Origin of the sequence: Roseovarius sp. MBR-78 (genome assembly GCF_040547535.1) — a bacterium.
Classification (GTDB): domain Bacteria; phylum Pseudomonadota; class Alphaproteobacteria; order Rhodobacterales; family Rhodobacteraceae; genus Roseovarius.
This window is the reverse complement of record NZ_JBEPPX010000011.1, coordinates 102,229-115,083: the sequence shown is the minus strand read 5'-3', so window position 1 is coordinate 115,083 and position 12,855 is coordinate 102,229. Positions and strand designations below refer to the sequence as shown.

Sequence of the window (12,855 nt, the reverse complement as noted above, 5' to 3'; positions counted from 1 at the left end):
AAAGAAACCCATCTGCGCCATCGTTGCACCCCATCCCGTTTTATCGCTCCGATCATACCGAAACGCCGGTGTCAGCGCAATTTTTCGAGGTGCCCCATTGATCGTTGTAAGAGAGCAGAGCGAGAAATCGTGTATCTTGAAGTCACGATTGCTTAGAAAGCTCCTGATCGAAGCGGTTGCCGATGTTTTACCGCTATTGTTTGGGCCCACAAAAACAGTTTCATTTTCCTCGAAATCAATTGAGACGTCCTTCAAGCGTCGAAAATTTCGTATCGCAATCTTCTTAAGGTACATGCCGCCTCGCCTCCAAATTACAATGAGACAATAACAATTCGAGGTGAAATGTTAAGTGAATTCTCTTCATAAGATTGTGCTCCGGTCAGGTGCACCACCCAAGTGCAGGATGAGCAAGTCAAATCCAGCCTGACCGGGCAACGCAGCTATGACCGGTCGATTGATAGCTACCGGCTGGCGAGCGGACAGGCCATTGCAGATGTTATGACCGGGGAAGGCCTTTGCCACCGTTGGCGTCAGCGTTGCGTCCTTGCCACACCCTTGAACCCGTCCCGCGTGCTTCCACAGTGCTTCCACGGGAATTTTACCAACGCGGGAAGCCGCCCGGAGGCGGCGTGTAAGGAATTGATTTTGTGTGTTTATTTTGGTTGCGGGAGTAGGATTTGAACCTACGACCTTCAGGTTATGAGCCTACCCCTTGGCTTTCTGCCGAGCTCAATGAAATCAACTGACTACAGGACAAGCCTTTGAAATCACGCCAGTTCCATATTTACTTTGGCCGATCTTCACCGCGTTTCGGCTGCATCATCCGCTCGAAAACGGCGTACGAGGGTTGAGGTGGCGTTGATGTGCCCACTGGAAACGATTATCTGCCATGACTCGCCCGGTGGGCCGAGCTCCGATCAGGCGCTCTGAACAAAACGTCTTGCGCCATTCATTGAGCGGCAGGTTCCTCGTGATGAGGGTGGCACGCCCCCGGCATGCGTGAGATGCCGGAGGCAACCCCAAGGTTGGCAGACTACGTATCCAGGAACTCTGTCAGCGCAGCGGCGACTTCGGCGGGCTTTTCTTCCATGATCCAGTGCGCGGCTTGGTCGATCCAAGTCAGCCGGGCGTTCGGGATCGCATTCCGGAGCTTTTCGGCATAGGCCGGTTTCTGGAACGGGTCCTCGCGCCCCCACAGGACCAGCGTCTCGTGGTCGAGCTGCGTCAACTCACCGGCGATCGCCTGGGTGTATTCCGGATTCAGGCGCCGGAAATTGCGGAACAGCGCCCGCTTTCCCTCCTCGCTCGACCACGGCGCCATGATGATGTTCGAGGCCTCTTCGGTGAGGGACTCGGCACGGTAGACGCCGTCCGGCAGAAAGCCGCGCAGCATGTCGATGAACGCATCGAGCGGCATCCCGGCCTCGGCGTCGGGCTGCTGCAGCGGTGCGAATTCCGGGATCGGCCAGGAATCGAAGCAGACCGCACTGCTCAGCACGAGCTTCTTCACCCGCTCGGGGTGCCTGACCGCGATGATCTGCGCGACCCCGCCGCCGATATCGTGCGACACCACGTCGGCCCGGGGGATCCCGAGAGCATCGAGCACGCCGACCATCAGCCGGGCCTGCGCCGCGATGGAGACGTCCGCGTGCGCGGGCTTGTCCGATTTGCCATAGTTCAGCATGTCGGGCGCGATCACCCGATGCGTCCTGGCGAGCGTGGGGATGATGTCGCGCCACAGCAGGCTTGATGTCGGGATCCCATGGATCAGAAAGACGGGCGGGCCGTCTCCTTCGTCCAGATAGGCGATGCGGTGGCCTTCGATGTGCAGATAGTTGTGGCTGTAGCTTGTCGTGGTCATGTCGGTCTCCTGTGAGTTGGGGGGTCGTCGTTCTCCCGCAATGGCGCGGCGGGCCGTTCAGGCCGCCTTCTCCCATGCATGGCCCGCGAACATCGCGTCGAGCGGCGTGTGCAGCAGGTGGTTGGCGTAGTTGCTGAGCGTCTTCACGGCGAGCGCGAGGATGATCTCCAGCACCTGGCGCTCTTCGTAACCGGCATCGAGGAAAGCCCGGACATCCGCCTTCGAGGGCAGCCCGCGGGTTTCGCGCAGCGTCTCGGTGAAGGTGGCGAGCGCGGCCAGCCTGAGGTCAGGGATCGGCTGCCCGTTGCGGATGGCCTCGGTCACCTCGGCCGGCACCCTGGACATCTTCTCGGCAATCATGCTGTGGGCGGCCATGCAGTAGTCGCAGCCATTGCCACGGCTGATGGTCAGAAACACCACCTCCTGTTCGGCCGGGGTGAAGCCCGACTGTTTGCGGAATCGCTCGTAGCCGTCGAGATAGGTCGCCAGCAGGCCCGGCGAGTTGACCATCCCGGCATACATGTTCGGGATGAACCCCACCTGCGCCCTGGCCTTCTCCAGCACGGCTCTGGCCTGGGGTTCGGCATCATCGACGGTCAGGAATGGAAGGGTCATTTGGTATTCGGCAGTCATGGTCGTCTCCTTTCGGCTGGTTGGTCATCGGTCGCTCAGTCTGGAACGTTCGTTCAAAACAAAGTCAAAAAAAATCAGTCGAGCCGCCGCATGGCATCCTCGACGATGCTCTGGAGCAGCGCCCTGTCGGGACGGCTGCGCATCAGCACCACAAGGCCGATCAGGCTCGCCAGAAGGCCGCGCGCGGCATCCCCGGCATCGATATGATCGGCGATCTCGCCTTGCGCCTTGCCTTCCGCGATCATGCGGGCGAAGAATTCCTCCATCTGTTCCTGAGCATGCGCAACGATCGCCGCAACCTCGGGATCATGGGCGGACAGCTCGAGCGCCGTGTTCGTCAGCAGGCAGCCACGATTGCTGCCGCCGTCGGCGAGGTCAGCCATGAAGGCGAGATACAGCGCACGTATGGCTTCGCGCGGCGTGTTCCGGGCCGCCAGATCAGCGAGCAACTCGCGGCGTATCTTGCCATCATACATGCGCAAGGCCGCGAGAAACAGCGCGCGTTTGTCGCCGTAAGTCGCATAAAGGCTGCCCCGATTGATGCCGGTACACTCGACGAGATCCTGCATCGAGGTTGCCTCGTAGCCATGCGCCCAGAAGGCCTTCATGGCCTTTTCGAGCGTCTCGGCTACATCGAAGTTCTTTTCCCAAGGCATCGCATTCCCTCCGCTTCAACACATATAGCGAGTATGGAACGATCGTTCAAGACCTTCCTGCGCTGAACCCTCGCCAGCAGTCGGCGGGTTCCCTGACGATGTGTGGGACGGCCGGGCGCGGGAGTTGCATGTCCTGTGCGCCATCGCACCGGTGTGGTGCTGGCGACCGCAACTGGAAGCAGGCGCCGTATCGACAATTCAGGATATCGCCGTGTCTGAGAAGGCTTGCACTGGTTCGCCCGACGGATGATGCGGCGCGCTCACTTGTCTCCCGGTGTTCCACCCCCACGACGACTCGTGGCCACCAGGGTGGCGCGCCCTCCCCAAATGATCGCCAGCCTGCGCCACCCTGCCACCCTTGTCGTCATGCTTCGCTTGCCTGGGGCTCGAATCCACGCCTCATGTGATGACGAACGGAGGGTGAGTTGCATGGTCAACCGATTGCGCTTGAACGAGAAATCCGTCCGAGAGGCCGAACCGGCCAAGGGGCGGGACTATCAGATCTTCGACACCGAGGTGCGCGGTTTCGCCGTGTGCATCTACCGATCCGGCAGCCGCGCCTTCACCATCGACTACCGCCATGCCGGGCGGCAGCGGCGGATGACCATGGGGCGCTGGCCGGAATGGTCGGCCACGGCGGCGCGGGAGCGGGCGAAGGAGTTGCGACGCGAGATCGACGCCGGGGGTGATCCGCTGGGCCAAAAGGAAACCGGACGGGATGCCCCGCGGTTCAAAGATCTGATCGACCGCTATACCGAGGTGCATCTGCCGCGCCTCTCAGCCCTGAACGCATCCGACCAAAAGTCGATGCTGGCGAAGATGGTGGCCCCTGACTGGGGCAACAAGCTGGTGACAGAGATCACGCCCTATGATGTGGAAAAGCTGCTGAACAAAGTGGCGGCGGGTCGGGCCCGGCCCTCCAAGGCAAAGCCGAACAACCGGGCAAGGAAGCTGCAGGGGCCGAAACCCACACCGGTGCGCGCCAACCGCACGGGCGAGGTGCTGCGCAAGATGTTCACCTATGCCGTCAGCTGGGGTTGGCGCGACGACAACCCCGCCTCCGGCTTCCGCCGCCGGATCGAGAACCCGCGCGAACGGTTCCTCTGTCACGAAGAAATCCGCAAGCTGGCCGAGGCGCTGGAGGCAGCAGAGGATCGCCGCGCGGCCGACATCATCCGCCTCTGCATGCTGACCGGCGCGCGGGTGGGCGAGGTCCGTCAGGCGCGTTTTGAGCATTTCAACCTCGAACATCTGAGCTGGTCCAAGCCCGCCAGCATGACCAAGCAGCGGAAAATCCACCGCCTGCCAATCTCGGACGAGGCAGCGGCCATCGTTCGCCAACGCCAGCTGCTGGTGCCGCGCGGCTGCGTCCTCCTGTTTCCCGGCGATGTGCCGGGCCAGCCGGTGAAGGAAATCCGGCGGTTCTGGGCGGCAATCCAGAAGGCAGTCGGGATCCCGGATGTGCGGATCCACGACCTGCGCCACACCTTTGCGTCCTTGCTGGTCAGTGGCGGTGCCTCGCTGGAAATGATCGGCAAGCTGCTGGGACACAGCCAGATGCAGACCACCCAGCGCTATGCGCACCTGATGGACTCGCCCTTGCGCGCCGGTGTCGATGCCGTCGCCAGCGCCTTCCGGCCCCGGCCTATGCTTGTGCATGATGCCGATGAGGCGCGGAAGTCGGTCTGAACGACATCCCGCGCCCACTTTGCCGGTGATCAGCAGGAGCCCCGTAGCGCTTTCCAGATCGGTGTCAGCCTGCGGCGGATCGTGCGTTCATCCGGCACTTCGCTGCCATCGCCGTTGGTGACAAACCACTCCTGCACTTCGCCCAGCCATTCCGCTTGGGTTGCGGGCAGGCCCTGATCGTGGATCCGCACCATCAGGGTGATGTACATCCCCTCCCAGTCATAACGGGCGGTCGAGCCGATGTGTGATGCCGGGCGGCGCAGCAGATCGCAATCTGCCTCGAACCGGCGGACTTGGTCGGCCATGATCAGCAGGTCCGCAAGCGTGACCTCGATCCCGACCGGGTCGGCGATCATGATCCACTCGTCCTGATCCTTTGGGCGAATGCGCCGAAGAATACTCTTTGTTGGTCCCGTTCCGCAGCGCCGGAACATCTGCATGATGTCCGTGACCGAGACCACGACATAACCGGCGACGATCTGCCGCCCCCGCGTCACCGGCGGGATCGCCGTGACGATGTCGAACCGTCCGACCGACGCCCAGCCTGCGATGTCGGCCAGCGAACAGTCCCAGCGGGCGGCGGCTTCAAGCAACGTGAAATGGACGCGGGGGGGTAGTGCCATGCCTCAACTCCTTTTTTTGATGATTTGAAAACAGGCCATCGCGCCGCTCTCCGGATGGAGGCGGCCAGAAGCCTGGTCGTCGGGGAAATCAGGGATCAGCCGGGCGGGAAAACCGTGACGGCAAGAGGACGGGAAAAGATCAGACGCCGTTCAAAAATGATCTCGGCCATCCCTGCCCCCCTCTCCTGTCAGCCCTGCGAAGCGACTCGCCCTCTGGATGAAACCCGGAACAAACAGGAAACACAATCAAACTCCGTTCTTGACACGCAGGCGCATGCAACGACTCGGCAGGCGCTGGGATCGGCAGTTTGAAAAAGTCAATAAAACAAGGGGTGGCACTGGTCTCGACAAATGAGCGCCACCCTGCGCCACCCCGCCACCCCTGCTGATCTGCTCTCGGTGCCTGACGACGGCCGCCCATCCCGGACGGCAATCAGGAGGCAGAGATGATTCAACCACAGACAGAAACGGACTTGGCCAGCGCAGCCCTGCTTTCGGGCTGGATCACCCGCAAGGACCTGGCGGCCGCGCTGAACGTAACGGTCGACACCCTTGGGCGCTGGGAAGCGCGACGCTTCGGCCCACCCTGCGTCCGTGCTGGGCGAATGGTGCTCTATCGGCACCGGGCCGTGCAGGATTGGCTGGCCGCTCAGGAGATGCCTCGGGCCAAGACGGCCGGGGGGCGGAAATGACCCATATCCCGCAAAATACTGGCTGGCCCGCTGACCGTGTCGCCGAAGCCCGCGCCGTCATCGCCGATGTCGTCCATCACAGCGATCCCCTGATCCGCCTCGCCTGCAATGTCCTGGTCGCCCATGGCGAGACGGAGGCCGAGCGCAAGGACGCCGGGGTACTGCTGGTGGTGATCGACGCACGGCGGGGGGTAGCGCGCGCCCAGCGCGAAGACAGTGGGAGGGCCGCGCAATGACGCGCCGTGGCACCCCCGAGGCCGATCTGCAGCGCGCCGTTGTGCAGGCGCTGCGCTTTGCCCTGCCCCGCGACGCCATCGTGCATCACTGCGCCAACGAGGTGACCGAGGCCGGGCCGCGCGGGGCCAGGCGGCAGGCCATCCTCGTCGGCATGGGCGTCCATGCCGGATTTGCCGATCTGATCGTGATCTCCGGCGGCCGCGTGCTGTTCCTCGAGGTCAAAAGCGAAACCGGCCGATTGCGCAAATCGCAGGAGGACTTCCGCGACACCGTCTGCGCGCAGGGCTTTGGCTGGGCGCTGGTCCGGTCGGTCGACGATGCGCTGGGCGCGCTGGCCGACAACGGCTTCACCAGCCGTGTCCGCCCGGCGCGGAGGGCGGCACCATGAGCCACAAGGCAACAGTCTGGGCGCTTGACCAGCGCAGCATCAAGGGCACGTCCAAGATCGTGCTCTGGCACCTCTGCGACCGTTACAACCCCGAGCATGGCTGTTTTCCGTCGCAGGAGCTCTTGGCCTACGACTGCCAGGTCAGCCGCTCCGGCCTCAACAACCATCTCTCCCGTCTGGAAAAATGTGGTCTGATGCGGCGCGAACGGCGCATCGACCCGATCACGAAGCGCCAGATGTCGACGCGCTACATCCTCGGCTTCGAGGAGGGGTTCACGCCGGTGCCCAGCACGGCAGCGGCCGGAAACCCAGCGGAAATCGTGTCGTCAGAGGAAAAGCCGTGTCCAAATATCGGACACGGACAACCTGGCGAAGAATCATTCGCAAACAGCGCGTTGGGATGCGCCACCGTTGAAAAGCCGTGTCCAGATTTTGCACACGGAGCCGTGTCCAGAAAACAGGCCGACCCGTGTCCAGAAAATGAGCAAAGCCGTGTCCAGAATTTGGACACTAACCTTGTAAGAGAACCTGTAAAGGAGGAGGAGGGCGCGCAGGCGCGCGAGGCTGAGTTTGATTTGTTCTTCGCAGAGCTGCTGCAAGCGCTGGGCTTTGCCGCCAACGCCACCCTGCCCGCCTGGTGGCAGGGCTGGCCAGCGCAAACCCATGTGCGTCGCTGGATCGATGATCTCGGGCTGACAACCAGCCGGATCATCGAGGTCGCCCTGGAGACCCGGCGCGATCATCCCAACCCGCCCGATGGCCCCAAGGCCCTCGACCGGTTCATGGAACGGGCAGCAGCGCGCGATGCGCAAGCGGCTATTGCGGCCGTGAAGGGCACAAAGGCCAAGCGGCGGCGCAAGGCAGGTGCAGCGCCACCGCCCAGCGAGGATGAACTGGCGGCCTTCTATGCCGCCAAGGTCAACTCCGACGAGTATCTGCCCACGGGCATGATCAGCACCGCCATGTGCGGATTGATGCTGGCACGCGGGCTGGTCACGCCCGAACGCCTCAGCCAGCGCGTGGTGCGGTGAATGGCATGGTGTCACGTCCCCGGCACGGATTGTCCCTCTGCGCAGGCGGCGGAGGCTTGGATTTGGGCGTCATGCTCGCCGAGCCCGGCTATCACACCCGCGCCTTTGTCGAATGGGAGGACTGGCCCCGCGCAGTCCTCATCGCAGCCCAAGCCGCGCGGTACTTCGCCCCGGCCCCGATCTGGGACGATCTGCGCAGCTTTGATGCCCGCCCCTTCAGCGGTGCTTTTGATACCGTCCTCGCCGGATATCCCTGCCAGCCCTTCAGCGCGGCCGGAAAGCGCGGGGGCGCCGACGATCCCCGTCACCTCTGGCCTGATGTCGCCCGTGTCATTGGAGAATGTTCCCCAGAATGGGTGTTCCTCGAAAACGTCGCAGGTCACGTCACCCTTGGTCTCGAGACCGTCCTGCGAGAGCTTTGGGGCATGGGCTACACGCCTGCGGCGGGCTTGTTCTCGGCGGCAGAAGTCAGCGCGCCGCACCAGCGGTTGCGCATCTTCATCCTGGCCCACACCGATGAGCCTGCATCCGGGCACGGCCAGCTACAATCCAGCCGGGAACAGCGACTTTACCCGCAAGGCGGAGGCGCTGGCGCTGGGCATCACCAGCTGGTCGACGCCGAAAGCGACGGATGGGACGAAGGGTGGCCCGGGCCAGAGCTATGGCTCGGGCGGCACCCCGCCCCTGCCCGCGCAAGCGGCACAATGGCAGACGCCGGTGGCCGACGACCAGATGGATCGGCTGCGTGGCAAGATCAACAGCAGGGGCGAGCCGAAACTATCGGCACAGGCCCTGCAATGGCCCACACCGGCGGCGCAGAACTGGAAGGGCAGCAGCCCGGCCAGCGTGATGCGCGCCGACGGCAAGTCCCGGATGGATATCCGGCATTATCGCGCGGAGCAGGGCTTCACCCGCCCGGCCCCGGCGATCATGCAGGATGGGCGGCGGTCCTCGCCGCACGCCCCGATCTCGCGCCCGCTCTGGGCTTCGATGATTGCCTCGCATGGGCGCGTCGCATGTCGGCGCATCCTGAAGGGCCGGTCGCGGCGGCGGCTGAACCCGCTCTTCGTCGGATGGCTGATGGGCTGGCCCATCGGGCACGCGCTCTGCGCCTGCTCGGCAACGGAGTTCACCCGCTGGCAGCAGCACATGCGTGGCGCGCTCTCGCAGCTGCCCATGGCCTCGGGCCCGTGGATCTGGCGGCCGACCGACGATGCCCAGCGCCCGGCGCAGATGAGCCTGTTTGACGGACTGCAACCATGAGCATCCAGGGGCGGATTGGCCGCATTGGCGGCAGCAAGGTCAAACGCACGCTGGGCGTGCAGGCGGCGCTGGAATGGGCGTTCCGGGTGGAAAAGGCCCAGCTGGAATTGGCGCCGCCAAAGGACGTGACCGAGGAAGGCTTTGGTTTTGGCCTCGAATACGTCCTGCTGCAACGCGCAGCACTTGGCTGCAAGGTCGACGGCGGCCAGCACAAGATGGGCAGCTATACCCATGCGGACGCCGAGGTGATCGCCGCCACCGTCGCCGGAATGCCCGACAGCCTCGGCGGCATCCGCATGGCGATCAGCGTGGCCGAACTGGCGCGGGCTGGCCTGACGCCCGACTGGATGCCCGGTGTCGTGCCACGCTGTGTGCCTATGGAAACTAGGCAAAATCAGCATGGCGAGCGGGCAACCACAATCGTGGTGGGCATCGAACGCGTGCTGCATCGCAGGCGCTGGCGCACGGTCGAGGTTCTGGCCTGCCCAGTCACCTGGCGGCCGCATCCGGAACAGATCGCAGCCGCCCGGCGCGGCTATGACGATTGGTGGCTGGCGCTGGACTGGGTGCGGGAGGGGTTGATCGCAGGCGGGATGTTGCGCGAGGTGGATGTGACGGCCGTGATGCCGAAAGTGCGACCGTGGTCGCCCCGGCCCCATCAGGCGATAATTTGATGCCCCTGAACCAGCCCAATAAAATCTCGCAAGCTCATCAGCCAAGCCCGTTGTGTTTCGCGATATGTGGCGTGAAGCGGTGCAGGCAAAACCAGTTGCAGGCTCTGAGCCTGCATCTCGGCGGTCTGGGTCTCGGAAATCGCGGGTTCCAAAGTGAGCAGGTGTTTGGCAGGAATTCTGTTCGCTTCTGCCAGCACCTGACGCCAGCGATCCTTGCATGTGGTTTTCACCGCCAGCATCGCCAACCGGTCTGCCGGAAATGTTGCGTCCGCGTATTGCAGTTCTCCTGGGAAAAGGAAATCCGCTGCGTTGCGCTTTTCGGTCGTCGCTTCACGTTTGAAGTCCAACCCCTGCGCCTGAAGGATTGCTTCGACATGATGTCCGAATGCCCACCCTGCACGCGATTTACGGCGATTCTGCACACTTAGCGAAAAGGACAGAAAACCGTCGACGTCTGCCGTACCATCGCTCATGAAACCATTTCCCAATCGTTCTGTCATGACCTGTCGCTCCATGTGCCGGAACAGCGCCTCCTCGTGCTCCATCCATGCCACGAGCGCTTCATCCGGCGCATCGCGCGGATCAATGCCGGTCAACGTGCTGCGAGCGAAATCGGAGAACGCTACCGTGCCGGGAAACCGAAGGCCAAAAGTATCGAGCAGCAACCCAAGCGCATCGGGCTGTGGTTCGTCGGCCTCGATGCCCAGATCGTCGAGAATGCTCCGGGCGGCCAGCCCGAGACTGACACTATTTTCTGCGCCGAGTTCAATTGCGTCCGGTCTTCCGGCAAGCAGATCAAGGCCAAACAACCAGAGAAGCTGCGCGCCGATCGTGGATTCAGCAGGTGCGAGCATCACCAGAAGGCGGTCGTCCTTCGTCCGCGCGATGACAACGAGATCCCCGGCCCGCGCACGATGCACGACCGGTTCGGACTCTGCCGAATAATAGAGGTGATATTCAGCACTCCGGCCAGCCTTACCGCGGCGCACATCGCTCCAGGTGCAGAAGGAACTGAGGCCTTCAGGTCGCGTGTCGTCCTCATCATCCAGCCAATAAAACGTGGCTGGGAATGTCACCTTTTCCGCGGGTGTTCCAAGAAAGGCGCGAAAACCTCCCACCCCCTGAAACTCGTGCTGATTTGAGCGGAGGCGGTTCACTTCGACTTCACTCAGATACTTGGCACCAGCGCCCGCAAAGAGATCAGAAATCTGACCGAATTTCATACGCTCACCCCGGGCCTATATGTTGGCATCTTGGCGACTCCCGCCTTGCACGACAAGATCGCGGCGATCAGAGGACAGCCATCCTGCGACGGCGTCAACCACTGCATCCGCTCCAAGGCGCCACTTTCCCTTTACCGCACATTCCCAGACGACTCCAACACGCCAACCGACGTTGTGAAGCGACGCAATATTCAGGTCGTCTCGCGCGGCGTTTCCGCCAATCTTTGCCCGCCAGAATTCTTCGCGGCTGTTCGGCCATCGGAACTGGTCACATTGGTGCCCATGCCAAAAACATCCGTTCACAAAAACAACGGCGCGATACTGTGGAAAGACCAGATCCGGTCGCCCGGGCAACCGACGGTCATGCAGCCGGTAACGAAAACCCATTGCATGCAGCGCACGGCGCAGAAGCATTTCAGGTTTCGTGTCCTTGCCGTGGATCGCCGCCATGTTCCGGCTCCGCGTGGAGGCGTCGTGGACGTCAGCCAACGGCGGACAATGGCTGCTCTTGATCGCCGTCCTTCAGGGCCAATATGTGCGGGCGCATCAGGCGAGCCACTTCGGCAAAGACGGGAACCGCGACCGAGTTGCCAAACTGCCGGTAAGCCTGCGTGTCGGACACAGGTATCCGGAAGCTTTCATCGTAGCCCATCAGCCTTGCGCATTCGCGCGGCGTCAGGCGACGCGGGTTCTGACCTTCACCACGACTCACCAGAATTTCCGACCCATCTTTGTAATACCGTGCTGAAAGCGTGCGCGCGACGCTGTTGCCATCAACCAGACCAAAGCCAAAGCCGTTGCCTTTGGCCTTATGCTTGTCCGAGTAGTCCCGGAGATACCGCCACAGCTTGTCGCTCAGGGTGTATTTGTCACTCACCCGTGCATCCGGGCCAACCGTGAAATGGCTCTCGGGTCTTTCGGTGCCATCTTCAGCATGCAGCACATCGCGCATCTTTCGGCCGCCACGACTGGGCATCTGCATGTCATCAAACGAAAAGCCGGTCTTTTGGCGAAAACCCACCATCACAATCCGCTCGCGATGCTGCGGCACAAAATGCGCCGCATCAATGATCCGGGTTTCCAGTGTATAGCCCAGTTCGTCCGTCAGCGCTCGCCGGATCACTTCGAACGTCCGGCCCTGATCATGGCTTTTGAGATTCTTTACGTTCTCCAGCAGGAAGGCTTGTGGCCGGTGATGCATCAGGATCCGCAGTACGTCGAAAAACAGCGTGCCCTGCGTTTCATCAAGAAACCCGTGCAGCCGCCCGAGTGCATTTTTCTTTGAGACACCTGCAATCGAGAACGGTTGGCATGGGAAGCCAGCCACCAGAACATCATGGTGCGGAATGTCGGCGGCCTCAACCTCGCGAATGTCTCCTGCAATTGGCCGGTTGTCGGGGAAATTGGCGTGATAGGTTTGCTGAGCAAACCTGTCCCATTCAGAGGTGAACACACACCGCCCGCCCGCCCCCTCCATGGCTTTGCGCAACCCGCCGATACCGGCAAACAGGTCAATGAAGGTGAACGCGCTGTCGGTGTGCGACCGGGTCAGTGCGCCAATCTCGTGTCGGAGAAGGTGCAGCACGCCGTCACGGGGTGTTTCCTCTCCACGCTTCCAGCGATAGATGTGACCTTCGGAATACCCCAGTATCTTCGCTGCATCCGGCACCGACCAACCGGCCTGCTGCAACAGCGTCCCGAAATCCGTCATGTCTGCACGCTCTCCCCGCATCATCCCCCGCCACCAGGGGGAACTTTTCTGACACAGTGTCTGAAAATGGGCCTTTGAACAAGAACAATTCACAAACAAATAGCAAAATGTTCTGTGCAACTGAACGTGTGAAAGGCCACTGAGGTCGGTCCCACCACGACTTCGGGCACTTGG

15 protein-coding genes and 1 pseudogene are annotated in these 12,855 nt (G+C 62.3%); 8 read left to right on the top strand and 8 right to left on the bottom strand.

What is annotated here, in order from left to right:
- The 4 genes from ABIE58_RS11225 to ABIE58_RS11210 form a co-directional block, all read right to left on the bottom strand.
- A partial coding sequence (locus ABIE58_RS11225; RefSeq protein ID WP_354544808.1) for an ATP-dependent nuclease occupies positions 1-294 on the bottom strand: 294 nt, incomplete at its 3' end.
- Positions 295-1,033: 739 nt separating this feature from the next.
- On the bottom strand, positions 1,034-1,861 hold the full coding sequence (locus tag ABIE58_RS11220; RefSeq protein WP_354544807.1) for an alpha/beta fold hydrolase: 828 nt from the start codon (positions 1,859-1,861) through the stop codon (positions 1,034-1,036).
- Positions 1,862-1,918: 57 nt separating this feature from the next.
- Positions 1,919-2,494, bottom strand: coding sequence for a carboxymuconolactone decarboxylase family protein (locus tag ABIE58_RS11215; protein ID WP_354544806.1), 576 nt, complete (start codon positions 2,492-2,494; stop codon positions 1,919-1,921).
- Positions 2,495-2,568: 74 nt separating this feature from the next.
- Positions 2,569-3,150: a TetR/AcrR family transcriptional regulator gene (locus ABIE58_RS11210; RefSeq protein ID WP_354544805.1), complete on the bottom strand. Its 582-nt coding sequence runs from the start codon at positions 3,148-3,150 to the stop codon at positions 2,569-2,571.
- Between the two features lie 429 nt (positions 3,151-3,579).
- On the opposite strand from ABIE58_RS11210, the gene ABIE58_RS11205 reads away from it, so the two are divergent.
- Positions 3,580-4,839 carry a tyrosine-type recombinase/integrase gene (locus ABIE58_RS11205; protein ID WP_354544812.1) on the top strand — a complete coding sequence of 420 codons (1,260 nt, stop codon included), beginning with the start codon at positions 3,580-3,582 and terminating at the stop codon, positions 4,837-4,839.
- Positions 4,840-4,868: 29 nt separating this feature from the next.
- On the opposite strand, the gene ABIE58_RS11200 is transcribed toward ABIE58_RS11205, so the two are convergent.
- Entirely contained in the window at positions 4,869-5,462 is a 594-nt protein-coding gene (locus tag ABIE58_RS11200; protein ID WP_354544804.1) for a hypothetical protein, read from the bottom strand.
- Positions 5,463-5,908: 446 nt separating this feature from the next.
- Between ABIE58_RS11200 and ABIE58_RS11195 the strand changes: the two genes are divergently transcribed.
- From ABIE58_RS11195 to ABIE58_RS11165, 7 genes and pseudogenes are all read left to right on the top strand, one after another.
- Positions 5,909-6,154, top strand: coding sequence for a helix-turn-helix domain-containing protein (locus ABIE58_RS11195; protein WP_354544803.1), 246 nt, complete (start codon positions 5,909-5,911; stop codon positions 6,152-6,154).
- Entirely contained in the window at positions 6,151-6,390 is a 240-nt protein-coding gene (locus ABIE58_RS11190; protein ID WP_354544802.1) for a hypothetical protein, read from the top strand. Before ABIE58_RS11195 ends, ABIE58_RS11190 begins: the two co-directional genes overlap by 4 nt.
- Positions 6,387-6,779, top strand: coding sequence for a VRR-NUC domain-containing protein (locus ABIE58_RS11185; protein WP_354544801.1), 393 nt, complete (start codon positions 6,387-6,389; stop codon positions 6,777-6,779). The genes ABIE58_RS11190 and ABIE58_RS11185 overlap by 4 nt, the downstream gene beginning before the upstream one ends.
- On the top strand, positions 6,776-7,810 hold the full coding sequence (locus tag ABIE58_RS11180; RefSeq protein ID WP_354544800.1) for a helix-turn-helix domain-containing protein: 1,035 nt from the start codon (positions 6,776-6,778) through the stop codon (positions 7,808-7,810). Before ABIE58_RS11185 ends, ABIE58_RS11180 begins: the two co-directional genes overlap by 4 nt.
- Positions 7,811-7,815: 5 nt before the next feature.
- Positions 7,816-8,271 (top strand): annotated as a pseudogene (locus ABIE58_RS11175) (DNA cytosine methyltransferase); the annotation flags it as partial.
- A gap of 55 nt (positions 8,272-8,326) precedes the next feature.
- Complete coding sequence (locus ABIE58_RS11170; protein WP_354544799.1) at positions 8,327-9,073, top strand: DNA methyltransferase; 747 nt, start codon at positions 8,327-8,329, stop codon at positions 9,071-9,073.
- Positions 9,070-9,747, top strand: coding sequence for a hypothetical protein (locus ABIE58_RS11165; RefSeq protein ID WP_354544798.1), 678 nt, complete (start codon positions 9,070-9,072; stop codon positions 9,745-9,747). Before ABIE58_RS11170 ends, ABIE58_RS11165 begins: the two co-directional genes overlap by 4 nt.
- Here ABIE58_RS11165 and ABIE58_RS11160 read toward each other — a convergent pair.
- Genes ABIE58_RS11160 through dcm form a run of 3 tightly spaced genes read right to left on the bottom strand, consistent with a single transcriptional unit; the run spans position 9,732 to position 12,681 of the window.
- A complete protein-coding gene (locus tag ABIE58_RS11160) occupies positions 9,732-10,970 on the bottom strand; it encodes a type II restriction endonuclease (protein ID WP_354544797.1) in 1,239 nt (412 codons plus the stop codon). The two genes, ABIE58_RS11165 and ABIE58_RS11160, sit on opposite strands and share 16 nt — an antisense overlap.
- A 15-nt stretch (positions 10,971-10,985) precedes the next feature.
- A complete protein-coding gene (locus ABIE58_RS11155; RefSeq protein WP_354544796.1) occupies positions 10,986-11,420 on the bottom strand; it encodes a very short patch repair endonuclease in 435 nt (144 codons plus the stop codon).
- A gap of 31 nt (positions 11,421-11,451) precedes the next feature.
- Positions 11,452-12,681: a DNA (cytosine-5-)-methyltransferase gene (gene dcm, locus ABIE58_RS11150; protein ID WP_354544795.1), complete on the bottom strand. Its 1,230-nt coding sequence runs from the start codon at positions 12,679-12,681 to the stop codon at positions 11,452-11,454.
- Positions 12,682-12,855 lie beyond the last annotated feature (174 nt).